14 protein-coding genes are annotated in these 12,220 nt (G+C 41.7%); 10 read left to right on the top strand and 4 right to left on the bottom strand.

The features are described 5' to 3' along the window. Positions 1-70: 70 nt before the first annotated feature. A complete protein-coding gene (locus CLV95_RS05275) occupies positions 71-463 on the bottom strand; it encodes a DoxX family protein (RefSeq protein WP_002729157.1) in 393 nt (130 codons plus the stop codon). Next, the gene (locus CLV95_RS05270) at positions 444-830 is read right to left on the bottom strand and encodes an ArsR/SmtB family transcription factor (protein ID WP_002729140.1); all 387 of its coding nucleotides are present in this window, start codon (positions 828-830) and stop codon (positions 444-446) included. Before CLV95_RS05270 ends, CLV95_RS05275 begins: the two co-directional genes overlap by 20 nt. 886 nt (positions 831-1,716) lie before the next feature. Here CLV95_RS05270 and CLV95_RS05265 point away from each other — a divergent pair. Then, on the top strand, positions 1,717-2,475 hold the full coding sequence (locus tag CLV95_RS05265; protein WP_002729758.1) for an ABC transporter ATP-binding protein: 759 nt from the start codon (positions 1,717-1,719) through the stop codon (positions 2,473-2,475). On the opposite strand, the gene CLV95_RS05260 is transcribed toward CLV95_RS05265, so the two are convergent. Both CLV95_RS05260 and CLV95_RS05255 read right to left on the bottom strand, forming a co-directional pair. Next, positions 2,476-3,165, bottom strand: a complete 690-nt coding sequence (locus CLV95_RS05260) for a hypothetical protein (protein WP_002725078.1) — start codon at positions 3,163-3,165, stop codon at positions 2,476-2,478. Continuing rightward, on the bottom strand, positions 3,162-4,226 hold the full coding sequence (locus tag CLV95_RS05255) for a tetratricopeptide repeat protein (RefSeq protein WP_002736070.1): 1,065 nt from the start codon (positions 4,224-4,226) through the stop codon (positions 3,162-3,164). Before CLV95_RS05255 ends, CLV95_RS05260 begins: the two co-directional genes overlap by 4 nt. A 186-nt stretch (positions 4,227-4,412) precedes the next feature. Between CLV95_RS05255 and CLV95_RS05245 the strand changes: the two genes are divergently transcribed. The 9 genes from CLV95_RS05245 (at position 4,413) to CLV95_RS05205 (ending at position 11,568) form a co-directional block, all read left to right on the top strand. After that, the gene (locus CLV95_RS05245) at positions 4,413-5,060 is read left to right on the top strand and encodes an ABC transporter ATP-binding protein (protein WP_002725125.1); all 648 of its coding nucleotides are present in this window, start codon (positions 4,413-4,415) and stop codon (positions 5,058-5,060) included. Next, a complete protein-coding gene (locus tag CLV95_RS05240; RefSeq protein WP_002736008.1) occupies positions 5,032-5,703 on the top strand; it encodes a heme exporter protein CcmB in 672 nt (223 codons plus the stop codon). Before CLV95_RS05245 ends, CLV95_RS05240 begins: the two co-directional genes overlap by 29 nt. Positions 5,704-5,759: 56 nt before the next feature. Then, positions 5,760-6,452: a cytochrome c biogenesis protein CcsA gene (gene ccsA, locus CLV95_RS05235; protein ID WP_002735947.1), complete on the top strand. Its 693-nt coding sequence runs from the start codon at positions 5,760-5,762 to the stop codon at positions 6,450-6,452. A 6-nt stretch (positions 6,453-6,458) separates the two neighbouring features. Next, a complete protein-coding gene (locus CLV95_RS05230) occupies positions 6,459-7,589 on the top strand; it encodes a PP2C family protein-serine/threonine phosphatase (RefSeq protein WP_002724977.1) in 1,131 nt (376 codons plus the stop codon). After that, positions 7,586-8,446, top strand: a complete 861-nt coding sequence (locus CLV95_RS05225; RefSeq protein ID WP_002725042.1) for a phosphoribosylaminoimidazolesuccinocarboxamide synthase — start codon at positions 7,586-7,588, stop codon at positions 8,444-8,446. Before CLV95_RS05230 ends, CLV95_RS05225 begins: the two co-directional genes overlap by 4 nt. Further along, positions 8,422-8,670 carry a phosphoribosylformylglycinamidine synthase subunit PurS gene (gene purS, locus CLV95_RS05220; protein ID WP_002725069.1) on the top strand — a complete coding sequence of 83 codons (249 nt, stop codon included), beginning with the start codon at positions 8,422-8,424 and terminating at the stop codon, positions 8,668-8,670. Before CLV95_RS05225 ends, purS begins: the two co-directional genes overlap by 25 nt. Next, the gene (purQ, locus tag CLV95_RS05215; RefSeq protein WP_002725076.1) at positions 8,667-9,326 is read left to right on the top strand and encodes a phosphoribosylformylglycinamidine synthase subunit PurQ; all 660 of its coding nucleotides are present in this window, start codon (positions 8,667-8,669) and stop codon (positions 9,324-9,326) included. Before purS ends, purQ begins: the two co-directional genes overlap by 4 nt. Positions 9,327-9,675: 349 nt before the next feature. Next, positions 9,676-10,734, top strand: coding sequence for an LIC10775 family protein (locus tag CLV95_RS05210; protein WP_002735937.1), 1,059 nt, complete (start codon positions 9,676-9,678; stop codon positions 10,732-10,734). 3 nt (positions 10,735-10,737) lie between these two features. Further along, positions 10,738-11,568 carry a hypothetical protein gene (locus tag CLV95_RS05205; protein ID WP_002735926.1) on the top strand — a complete coding sequence of 277 codons (831 nt, stop codon included), beginning with the start codon at positions 10,738-10,740 and terminating at the stop codon, positions 11,566-11,568. The last annotated feature ends 652 nt before the right edge of the window (positions 11,569-12,220 follow it).

The raw sequence follows: 12,220 nt of genomic DNA, 5'->3' as shown, positions 1-12,220 counted from the left end.
CGATTCAGAAAGTGGAATGATTGATTCGTTTCAAAAAAGCGGGTAGGAATATTAGTAAATCTGATTTCTCTTATATATGCCAAATTCCTTCCAACCTTCTATCTGCGGGTCGCAAAGCCCAAGATAATGCCACTAAAACGAGAGCGATTAGAGGAAATATCGCGTGGATCATTTCAGTTCCGGCGACCGCGTTCGAAACTGACGCCGCTGTAAGGTTGAAAAACATTCCGGCGTATGCCCATTCTTTGAGAAGAGGAAAACGGGGAGCTGTGATTGCAATTGCGCCGAGGAGTTTCCAAACCCCGAGAAGACTTGCAAAATAAAGTGGGTATCCGAGTTGAGTCATACCGGCGATAACTTCTGGTCCGCGATTGAGATATGCATAGCCTCCAAATGCGTAGTTAGCGGCGGTAAGGCCGGTCGCTAACCAATAGATGATAGTTTTAATTTTTTCCTGATTCATAGTCTGTTTTCCTTCCTTGGTTTGTTTGCATTTTTTGAAATTCTTGTAAATACTTGTCCAGACGGTCCAATCTGGCTTCCCAAATCTGCCGGTATTCGTCGATCCAGTCCGCTACTCCTTTCAAAGCCCCGGGTTCCAGACGAGCCGGTCTCCATTGAGCTTCCCGGCCTCTAGAAATGAGTCCTGCTTTTTCCAACACTTTGAGATGTTTTGTGATTGCTGGAAGACTCATGGAAAAGGGTTTTGCAAGTTGTTTCACGGTGGTCTCTCCATGCCGAAGAAACGCCAGAATTTTGCGGCGAGTGGGATCCGCTAAAGCCGCAAAAGTAAGACTGAGTTGATCTGTTTTTTCTTCTTTTTGAACCATATGGTTAATTAACTTATAGGTTAAATTATATCATTTAAAATTTGTGTCAAATTTTTTCTCTCAAAAGAACTATAAGAGTATGTTAGACTGAGTGAATAATTTAACAAATTGTCTCTAAAAAGTCAAAAAGTCCACTAAAATCCTTTATTTTTTCAACAAGTTCACAATTTGTAACAAACTATTAATTGCGTTGAGTTTTAGTTTAAATCAGTGGGTTTGGTGTAAGGATAAAAGATCTTGTATGAACTCTTATTTTTCTGTAGGAAGGGTAGAGTCAGGTTTTTAAAAGTGGAAACTCCCATAAAACTCTTGAACTCCCACGGGACAAAAACTCCTTAGAAGAAACCCGGATATCTCCCGAGCACAAACCGATATAGCAAGTTTTAAAAATCTATAATAGAGTTTTTGAAAAATTGATTCTTCGTCTGTTTTATTGAAATAGAAGCAGTTTTATTAATTTTCACTATGGAATTTTCAACAACTCTATTATAAATGTTTTAGAGGCTTTGCGCTTATCCAAATATAGAAACGAAAGTTTTTACGGATTCTCTTATCAAATTAAGAAACTGCTAACAGCCGCTCTCAAAATTGTTTTCTGTAGAAGTGGTATTGCCGCGACACTGTAATCAGTCCTCGGAATGCGAAGGTGCCCACAGAAACCGTTGCATCGGCTGTTTTCCTGTCATTTAAAATTGTAGCAGTTCCTACGTTTATGTTAAACTCAGGTCGTCTCGCTTCTATTTGCGCTCGACAGGGTTTCAGTTGCCGAAAGAATCATTCGAAGTTTAAAATCTGAATTTCGTTTTAATACGTTTGGATTTGTGCATCTTAGTATTTTATGAATTAGGCGTTTACCGATTTTCGCATCGTTTCAAATTTGAAAAAAATGCCCGATAAAGCTATAGAAATTCGAAAATTAAACCTCCAATTGAATCAAAGAACGATTTTGGATTCTATTTCATTTGAAGTCGATTCTGGAATGATTCTAGGAATTTTAGGACGTTCGGGTTCCGGGAAAACGTCTCTTTTCCGCGCGATATTAGGAGTTCCCGCAGTTAAAAATTCAAAACAAAGCGGATCGATTTTCATTTTCGGAAAGGACCGAAAAGAAATTCCGATTCATGAGTTGCAACCTGTCTTTCAAGATCCGGTTGGTAGTTTTAATCCGACTTGGTCTTTGGAAAGGGCGCTGCGGGAACCGCTTCGAATTTTAGGAGGAGAAATCGCAAAGAGGGGAGAAGAATCTTTTCAAGATCTGCTGCAATCGTTTCAGTTATCTGACAAAAATCTGAATCGAAATGTCCTTTCTTTTTCCGGTGGGGAACTTCAAAGAGCGGCGATCCTTCGTGCATTACTCACCGAACCTAAGATTCTTTTATTGGACGAGGCGTTAGGTGCTTTGGATCCGATTCTTCTCGGCGAGGTCCTGTTTTTTTTGAAAAGAGTTTCGAATGAAAGGAAAATTACGATTCTTCTCATCACTCATAGTTTGAGAACCGCGAAGAAGTTCTGCGATCAGATCGGTATATTAGAAAAAGGTAAACTGTTGGATTTCGGGAAAACGGAAGAGGTGTTCGGGAATTATAAAAGTTCTTTTACGGGGGAACTCATACGTGCGACCGATTTGAGTTCCCTCCGCGTTTGATCAGATATCGATCTGATAGAGATTTTTTCTGTCTTTTTTATCTTTATACAAAGCGATCATAATATCGATCCGGTAAATCGAAGATCTCAGACTGGATTCTAAAAGCCTCAGCGCTTTGATCTGATTTTCCAAGGAGATATCTCCCACTTTCGTATTCTCTATTTTGTCAAATCTTTCAAGTCTGACCTGAGATGCCAACACGTCCGGAGGAGAGAAAATCAGTCTTTTATTTTCAAAAGCGAATTCATACTGAATTCTTTTTTTCTCAGAGGCAAGTTCAACTTCCTTGATTTTGCCGCCTTCAAACTTAAAACGAACGTATTTGAGCAGGTTGCTCTCATACCCCTCGTCAAAAGTAAAAGGAATGTCTTCCGTGACGATTGTCTGCACCTTTTCCAGTTCCGGTCTCAGAATTACGAGAAGAGAATGTTTCTTCTCTAAATCCGTGAGTCTCTCATTGATCGTGGTTTCCAGATCTCTGACGATTTTCTGAAGGGATTTCGTGTAGGAGCTTCCCTGTTCAGAGAATACATCGGAACGACTCAGGTCCGCCTGTCCTTTCTCTTTATTCTGCGCGAATGCAGGAATGTTAAGGAGGATAAACAGGATTGTGAGCCAGGTGGTTTTTTTCATAAATTCCTCCAAGCTCAAAATAACGGAGGAAAATTGAAAAAAGCAAACCTTTTTCATTCGGTTTTGTTTTCTTCTTCCATGGACTTGATTTCGGCGAATCGTTTTGCGAGATCTCTTCTTCTTTCGATCACCTTATACGAGAATTCGGAAAAGAACGGATCGTTCGGATATTTTAGAAGTTGTTCGTATTGATCCGCCGTAGTGACATAATCTCCTACTTTACTTGCCGTTTCGGCGTAAAAAAAATGAAACTTCTTATTGTACTGTTTCTTCTGCCCCAAATCGTCCACAAGTTCCGTATTCTTAAAAATTCTATAAGCATAGAGATCCTTGGAGGAAAGAAGCTCGATTCTCGCTCTTCCCATTCTCGCATCCGGGCTTTGTTCGTCGATTCTTGCGGCTTCTTTGATGTAAATGAGGGCGCGGTTTTTGAGATCGGTTCGGATGTAGTGGTCCGCCAAAAGTAGAAGGGCTTCCGTGTGGAATTTGTTAAGCGAAACCGCTTTTTTCCAGAGAATTGTGGCGTTGATCGGTTCTCGTATAATTTCATACAACGTTCCCAAGTGAATGAAGGTTCTGTAATATTCCGGTATTTCTGCGCTTGCGTATTCGAATTGTATGATGGACTTTTGATATTTTTTTTCTAGATGGTATGCGCGGCCTAAGTTATATCGGAAGGGAAAAAATTTAGGATCGAAACGCACACCTTCCTCCAACATGGAAATTGCTCTGAGTCTGTCTTCGATTTTTCCTTTTTCCAAAAGCGAAACCGCTTCGTTGTTAAAAAGCCCGCTGTTGTAGATCTCCTTTCTTTCGAATAAAAAACTTCCTTGGGAAGGAGGGGGATCGCCTTTCCAGTTTCTTCCCGCCGTGAGAATAAAGTCCTGATCCGTTCGTAAAAAAGAACCTTCGTCGTAGTATTCGGGGGAAAGAATCTCGTTTTCTCCCCAAAGCAAACCGGAATAGTATTGGCCGCCGATTTGGATTTGTGCTTCGACGTGTGTTGCAAATATCAAAATGATTAAAATACTATAAAGAAGCGGGTATAAAAAGAGGAAACGGTGAAACGTTTTTCTACTCCGGAAATAAGAGGTATAAGATTTTCCAGGGCGATTCATAACCTATTTCTTAAGTTTTGTGATTTTCCTTCTTGGAAATTGGCATAATTTAATCGGGAAAACTCCAAAGTTTCGGATCGCAGATCCGTTCGTTCCTAACCGTTGAAACCCTTCGGAAGCCGAGCGCAAAAAACGCATTGTAAATTCCGTTTCTGAAAAGACTCTGGTTTCATAAGAGGAACCGTTTTGACATTCAATGAACAAGCGCTTTTCGTTTGTAAAAACCTATCTTATTCTATCGGAAAAAAACGGATTCTCAAACAGATTTCATTTTCTCTTTTTCGAGGAGAACTTGTACTACTTCGGGGAGACAACGGAGCCGGAAAAACAACTCTTCTCAGAGCGATTCTCAATTACGAACGTCATAAGGATTCTTTTTCTTTTATGAACTCTGAATCGACAAAGCCCCGGATTTCTTACTTAGGTCACGAACTCGGACTTTATACCTCTCTCAGTCTTGAGGAAAATCTTCGTTATTTCCTTTCCATCGCAAAAATGGAATATTCAAAAGATAAAGTCGGCACCCTTTTGAAGTCGTTCCAACTCTGGGTGAGAAAACAAGATCCGATCTTTACTTTCTCCAGAGGAATGAGGCAAAAGGCCGCTTTAGTGAGGGCACTTTTGACCGGAGGAGACTTGATACTTTTGGATGAACCGTTTACGGCTTTCGATCAATCCGGACTCGAAACCGCGGTTCGTGTTTTGGAGGAATATTCTCTAAATTCTGCGGTGTTGCTTGTGACTCACGACCCCCATATTCCATTTTCTCGTGAAACGAAGTCGTTGACTCTAAAGGAGGGGAATCTTGAAACTTCTGTTCTTTCTGCTCCATAAGGAATTTCTGTTATTGGGAAGGGCGGTCAACGGAATATTGTCTATTCTAGTTCTCATCACTTCGATCGTATTCATTTTCAATTATGCGTTAGAACAGACCGGAAAACTCGATCGTCAGACCCTGATCGGGATCAAATGGTCCGTTTTATTCCTTACGTCCTATGTTTTTATTGGCCAATCCTCTTGGGAAGAACGGGAAAGCGGAGGAGGGAGAATCAGTTCTCTTTTCCTTCCGGTTTGGATGCGTTTTCTTTCCAAGTCCCTCGCCGTTTTTTCAGGGCTTACGATTGCCGCCGTTTACTTAATGATTTTATTATCTGTTTTTTTTCAAACGTTCCCTTTGGGTTGGAAAGATCTTACGGTGAATCTGATTTTCCTTTTGCCCGGAGTTCTTTGTATTTCTTTTTTGGGAGTTGCTTTGAGTCATATCAGCGATTCGTCGAGGTTAAAGGAAATTCTGCTTCCGCTTTTGATGATCCCGTTTACGATTCCGATCCTTCTTTTCGGAATGGAAGCGGAAAGAAAACTCGAAAGAATGCCAGTGTTTGATCCGATTCCCGGAATTGCCATTTTACTTTCGTTTTGTATTTTTTACGCTGGAATCGGAATTCTACTTTTGGAACTTTCCGGAGACGAACCCTAAAGAATTAAAGAATCTTTCTTGATTCCACCCGACATCTTGCGAATACTCTATTTCGTATGAAAATTCGTATCGCTCAACCCATTTGGGATTGTGTCTTGTCCGCGGTTTTTTTAATGGGTTTCCCGGTCGTTGTTTTATTGTCGCTCAATTATCCGAATGTGATTTTACAACAAGGAACGGCTCACCGAATTTTTTACTTTCATGTTCCGGTCGCTTGGGTCGCTCTTTACGGTCCGATTTTTTCTCTCGTTTTCGCGGTTCTTTATCTGATTAGAAAGGAATCCAGATGGGATTTACTTTCGTTTTCCGCAAATCAGATCGCTCTTTTGTTTGCAGTGGGTGTGATATTTTCGGGAAGAATTTGGGCGCTCAGCGCTTGGGGAGTCCCCTGGGATAAAACCGATGCGAGGCTTCAATCGTTTACGATCTTGTTTATTAGTTTGATAGCATATTTCATTTTTCGAATGTTGATCGTCGATGCTTCGAAGAAAAAAATATTTTCCGCTTTCTTGAGTATTCTTTGCGCCGTAAATGCCGTTATTACCTGGGGGGCGATTCGTTGGATGGATAATCCCGGGAATCATCCCGAGTCGATTCTTGGAAAAGGAGGAATGGACTCCGATATTCGTCTGACTTTCTGGATAGGAGTTTTTGCGTATCATATTCTATTTTTGATGTTGTTCCGTTTCGCTTATCGTTTGTCTAAGATCGAAGATCTTCGTGAGAATTTACCGGAAAGAGAAGAGTAAAAAACTTTGTCCTCTCAGAATTATAGTCTTTATACGGTTCTTGCGGTCGACGATTCCGAAATAAATCTAAAGTTGATCGTACATACCCTCAAACCTTTGGGCTTTCAGATTTTTACGGCGGAGTCCGCCGCCGATGCGCGTAGTGTTCTTCTTACGAATCGAGTGGACGTACTTTTGTTGGATGTAAGTATGCCCGATCAAGACGGTTTTTCCTTTTGTAGAGAACTGAGAGAAATCGAAAGGTTCAAACTTCTTCCCATTCTTTTTATCACCGGGATCAATCGTGAAGTCGGTTTTGACGAGGCGATTTCTCACGGTGGAGACGACTTCATCCAAAAACCGTTTCAGCCGAAGGAGTTGATCGCCAAGATCCGCGCTTTCATTCGGATTAAAATTCTTCAGGACGAGGTTTTAGAACAAAAAAGAAATTACGAGAGGGAACTCATCATGGCGAGAAAGGTCCAGCAGGAACTTCTCCCCGAAAAAGAATTGGAATGGAACGGAGTCAGTGTAAGTACGATCTTTCAGCCTTTGATGCAAATCGGCGGGGATTACACGGACGCTTGGATTGAAAACGATTCTCTCCATATTTTTATCGCGGATTGTTCCGGCCACGGTCCTTCCGCGGCCTTACTCGCTGCGATGCTTAAGATGCAGGTTTCCAGTCTTTCCCCGGACCAAAGTTTGCAAGAGAAGGTGCAGACGCTTCGCCATAATCTTGAGAAAATTCTTCCCGACGAATTTTCGATTACGTTCTTTTACGGAATCCTTCGCAAAGATTTGAACTTCGAGTATTCGAACGGAGGACATCCTCCTCCGATCCTCTATCAAAATGGAGAGGTTACGATTCTTTCCGGAATGGGACCTCTCATCATTCCGATCGAAATCAACGTAAAAGAAGAATTCAAATCCGTTCGGTTTGAGAAAGGTTCTTATCTTCTTCTTTATACGGACGGTGCAACCGAAATCACAGATAAGAGTATGAACATTCTCGGAGAAGAAAAATTGAAAAAGATCTTTCAAGAAAGTGTTTCCAAGGGAGGAGATATTCTCGTTTCTATGATGGAAGCCATTCTTGCACATTCGGACAGAGGCACGAATGATGACGATATCGCTATGATGGTATTGAAACTATGAATTTACCGACCTACAAAGGAAAAGTTAGGGATATCTATGATCTCGGTGATAGACTGATTCTTTCTTCTTCGGATCGTATTTCCGCTTTCGACGTCGTATTTCCGCAGGCCGTGCCAAACAAAGGAAAGGTTCTGAATCGGATTTCCATTTCTTGGTTTGAATTTTTTAAGAATATCCCCAATCATATTTTGGAAACAGATGTGAAGAATTTTCCTCCCCCTTTTCGAAGTCGTGAGGAACTGGAGGGTAGGTCGGTTCTTGTAAAAAAGTGCAAACGGATCGATTATGAATGTGTGGTTCGTGGTTATATCGCGGGTTCCGGTTGGAAGGAATATAAGAATGAGGGGACTCTTGCGGGCGTAAAACTTCCCTCAGGTTTGAAAGAATCCGAAAAACTTTCCGAGCCGGTTTTTACTCCCGCAGTCAAAAACGATCAAGGCCATGATGAGAATATTTCCGAAAAGGAAATGGAGAATCGGATCGGAAAGGAACTGTTCGGGATTCTGAAAGAAAAATCGATTTCCATTTTTCTGCGCGCCTCTGAAGTGGTAGATAGTGCGGGAATCATTCTTTGTGATACTAAATTCGAATTTGGAATTTTGGACGGACAAATCATTCTGATTGACGAACTTTTGACTCCGGATTCTTCCCGGTATTGGTCTGCGGATTCGTATTCTGTCGGAATTTCTCCTCCGAGTTTGGATAAACAGATTCTCAGGAATTATCTGGAAACTACGAGTTGGAACAAGATGCCTCCTGCGCCTGATCTCCCGGCGGAACTTATCCAAGAGCTGAGAGAAAAATATCAGAAGATAGAGGATCTCATTCTTTCATGTATATCGCAAAAATCCAAGTAGTCCTCAAGGAGTCCGTTTTGGATCCGCAAGGAAGTACGGTAAAAAAAGTTCTCTCCGAAGTCGGAGAAAAATCCGTTCAAGACGTGAGAGTTGGCAAGTATATCGAACTCAAAATAGACGCTCCGAACGAAGAAACGGCTAGAAAGGATGTGGAAAGACTTTGCGATAAGATTCTCGTCAATCACGTTATAGAAACATATTCTGCGAATATTCAAAAAATATGAAAGTTGCGATCGTTACTTTTCCGGGCTCCAATTGTGATTCGGACATCTACCGCGTTTTGAGGGATCAATACGAAGCGGAAGTGGATCGAGTCTGGCACAGGGATCAGTTCGGCAAAAAATACGAGTTAGTGATTCTTCCGGGAGGTTTTTCTTACGGAGATTATCTTCGTTCCGGCGCGATGGCGGGTTTTTCTCCGGTGATGAAGTCGGTTAAGGAACACGTGAATAAAGGCGGAAAACTTTTCGGGATCTGCAACGGCTTTCAAATTCTTACGGAAGCGGAATTCCTACCCGGGGCTCTCACAAGAAATAAAACCCTCAAATACATCTGCAAAACCGTGACCTTGAAAAAAGGTTCTTCCGGAAATCCGGTGACTGCGTCTCTCGATTCTCGAAAAGAATTGAAAATTCCGATCGCTCACGCGGACGGCTGTTATTATGCGACATCGGACGTTATCAAACAACTCGAAGACGAAGAGAGAATTTTATTCCGTTATTTCGGAGAAAATCCGAACGGTTCTCTCCAAGCGATCGCAGGAATCACGTCCAAAAATTTTAAGGTCGCCGGAATGATGCCTCACCCGGAAAGGGCGATGAATCCGGTGATCGGTGAAGTCGATGGAAAGATTGTTCTAGATTTGATTTTGAGTGCTTGAATTTACAAGGGTAAACAAATTCGTTTGAATTTTCGTGTTTATTTTTTAGATATATGATTCAATACTAAAAGCCCGTCTTAAAACTGTCTTCTGTAGGAGCGACACTGTCATCAGTCCTTTGAACGTAGGAGTTCCCATGGAAACAGTCGCATTGACGGTTTTTTCCTGTCGTTTAAGATTGTAATAGCTCCTACATTTCTAAGGATTTAAGACGGGCTCTAAGTGGAAGAGAGTGATACAAGTGTATCTAAAAATTAGAATATTCAGTTTTTTGGGGATATTATCCTTTTTCTTTTTTATCCTACCGATGAGCATACGAACTCAGCCGCAAACTCAGGCGACTGTTCCCATGGATCCGTTACTACGAGGTACTTGGTATGAGGACGAGGAACAAAAAGAAGCTGTACTCTACAACCGAGTAATGAAATATTTTCGACCGAATCCTCATTTCGTTTGGAAGACGGATCTGCACGGAAGAAATTATCGTTTTTACAAAGATGGAAGGGTGAAATTCTTGATAGACCGCGATTTTAGGGAGGTTTTCCCGGACGTTTCCCAACTCGATGTGCACGAAAGTGAGGCGAAGGCTTTGGCGGAGTATGGAGAGCCGTATTCTGCGATTCGTTTGTTGAAGGGTATCGGACTTTGTTATCGATTTCAATTTGGAAAACTAGTCCCCGAAGGTTATCGAAGTGCTACTGAGGAACTGAGTCGTTTGATGAAACATATGGCTCACAAAAGAGGAGAGGTGGATGATCTCACCGATCCATACGGGTGCACAAAAAAGAATATTCTAAAAATTGAAAGCGAGCCTTTCCGGTTCTCATTGGAGACGACGGACGATTGGAAACATTATTTTCCGGAACCGGAAACTCCTGAAAGCGGAAGGGAGGAGGATCACGTTTGGAAGATTCGGAGGTATTATCAATCGATTCCATTTAAAGAACAAGAGAAGGAACATACTACCGCCGAAACAACAAAAATTGAACCCGGAGATAAAAACGAATTTTCGCAGAGAGAGGAATGGAAAAATATATATCGATCTCAGTCCGAAAAATTCCTTTACTACAGACCGGATAGGATTCTGTTCACGATAGGACTCACGTATCATCCGGTTGCCGCAGTGTATAATTCCAAAAATTATTTTCAACTCTGGGATCTCAAACGGGGAATCAATCCTCGAACCATCTGGGAAATAAACTTTCGGAGGAGAAAGGAGGAGGATTTCTACGTTAGTCGTTTTGATTACTTTCATAAAGATGGAAGAAAGGTCCCCATGATTTTTTTGGAAAAATATTATTTGCGTGAAAATCGTGGACTTTTATTTTCCATAGCCGGACCGGAAAAACAGATTGATCGCATTCGACAAATTTGGTCACAATTGAACCAGAAATTGATTGTCGAATGAGTTATGATTTTTGCGCTCGTAAAAACAGGAGATCGTCCTTTCCCACCGGAACCGCCCTCGCAAAATTCTCTCTGGCAACTGCTGTTGATCGGATTTTGTCTCGTGGATGGGATGGCGCTTCTTTTTATTCCTTTGGGAATTTACGGTTCCGTCTTACTCACGACGATCTTATTATTGTTTCTGTTTCTTCCTCTTCTTTTTCTGGTCATCCGACTCAGCACGAAATTCGGCAACTTGCTTTATATCGCTTTGTTCTTGAGTTTGCTCTCGGCGGGAGTTTCTGCATTTTATATCAGCCATAGCATTGGATTCTTTCTTGGAATTCCGGTTGGGAAAAACGCTAATCTTGCACAAGGCGGAGAATTCGGAAATGATCGAATTCTTATTTTTCGAGGAGTTAAAGTTCTTACTAACTATGTCTCATCGAGGTCTGCGGTCCGCAAAATAAAAACGGAGCCAAAGCATACAAAGACGATTTATTTTCACGTGGCTCCTCTCGTTTCGGCGAATTGGAAAGAAGGGGACCCGATTTACGTTTGGATTGCATGCGGAAGGGTGGAACTTCCGAATTGTGTCTGGGGAAATTCCGTCTTTTTTTGGGGAGAAAGTTTGAAAACGCATTCCTTGTATCCCTATTATAAACTTTCCGTTCAGGATGCGGGAAGGGCTTATAAATTTTCCATTCCGGAATATCCTATGATTTTTCGGCCGATTTCCGACCCGGAAAAAAAACTTGTCCGAGCCGGAATGTACGGGCTTTCGAGTTTGTTCTTTCTCAACTATTCTTGGTTCGTTTGTATCTTTTTAGGAAAATTTTTCGGCAAGGGGAAGTAGGGGAACCGGCAAACAAGGCTTTTTCGAAATGTTGGAACTCCTCGATTTCGATTACAGCGTATTTTGGTCCGATCGCTTATCTCGGTTTCGCCGAGAAAGAACCACTCGCAAAACTCAACCTCGCTTCCTGAACTCAGCGCCTCACTCTCTACCATAACCTTACCCACAAGTATTTGGATCTCAATATAAATCTGTCGGAATTCCGACAAATCCTCTGTGAAACTTACGCCCCACCCTCTGATTTTGGGTGGAGGGGAGAGGCGGTGGGAAGACTCGGGAGGTTTTCTTTACCACAAAATCATACTTCTTGCAAGTAATAAGCCTCATTCTTGTCGGAACACTTGAAAAATATCAGTTTTTGATCCTTATGATCCCAAAAGCCTTCTTAATTTGTGGGTAAGGTTATGACTCTCTACGGTTCGTTCTACGAGTCGAGTCGCTCAGCATAAAAAAATTCTCAATTTCCTAAAAAACTTTTTCGTTTGCTAATTTTGATCCTTTATCTTCCGATATTTATACTGAGACGGGTGGTAGAATCTGATTTTTCCTTCTTCCTTAAATTCTTTTCTAAAGAATTCCGAGAGGGAACACGAAATCGATCCGGATATTCCTTTACGCTTTTCTTTTTGGATCGGAAGGCGTTTTAAGAGTC

Source organism: Leptospira borgpetersenii serovar Javanica (assembly GCF_003046425.1).
In the GTDB taxonomy this organism is placed as follows: domain Bacteria; phylum Spirochaetota; class Leptospiria; order Leptospirales; family Leptospiraceae; genus Leptospira; species Leptospira borgpetersenii.
The sequence above is the reverse complement of the archived record's forward strand: the minus strand, read 5'-3'. Positions and strand labels throughout refer to the sequence as shown.

Coding starts and splice junctions, on each gene's coding strand:
- CLV95_RS05275 (WP_002729157.1), bottom strand. CDS start 463: ATGAATCAGGAAAAAATTAAAACTATCATCTATTGGTTAGCGACCGGC.
- CLV95_RS05270 (WP_002729140.1), bottom strand. CDS start 830: ATGGTTCAAAAAGAAGAAAAAACAGATCAACTCAGTCTTACTTTTGCG.
- CLV95_RS05265 (WP_002729758.1), top strand. CDS start 1,717: ATGCCCGATAAAGCTATAGAAATTCGAAAATTAAACCTCCAATTGAAT.
- CLV95_RS05260 (WP_002725078.1), bottom strand. CDS start 3,165: ATGAAAAAGGTTTGCTTTTTTCAATTTTCCTCCGTTATTTTGAGCTTG.
- CLV95_RS05255 (WP_002736070.1), bottom strand. CDS start 4,226: ATGAATCGCCCTGGAAAATCTTATACCTCTTATTTCCGGAGTAGAAAA.
- ccsA (WP_002735947.1), top strand. CDS start 5,760: ATGAAAATTCGTATCGCTCAACCCATTTGGGATTGTGTCTTGTCCGCG.
- CLV95_RS05225 (WP_002725042.1), top strand. CDS start 7,586: ATGAATTTACCGACCTACAAAGGAAAAGTTAGGGATATCTATGATCTC.
- purS (WP_002725069.1), top strand. CDS start 8,422: ATGTATATCGCAAAAATCCAAGTAGTCCTCAAGGAGTCCGTTTTGGAT.
- purQ (WP_002725076.1), top strand. CDS start 8,667: ATGAAAGTTGCGATCGTTACTTTTCCGGGCTCCAATTGTGATTCGGAC.
- CLV95_RS05210 (WP_002735937.1), top strand. CDS start 9,676: ATGGATCCGTTACTACGAGGTACTTGGTATGAGGACGAGGAACAAAAA.
- CLV95_RS05205 (WP_002735926.1), top strand. CDS start 10,738: ATGATTTTTGCGCTCGTAAAAACAGGAGATCGTCCTTTCCCACCGGAA.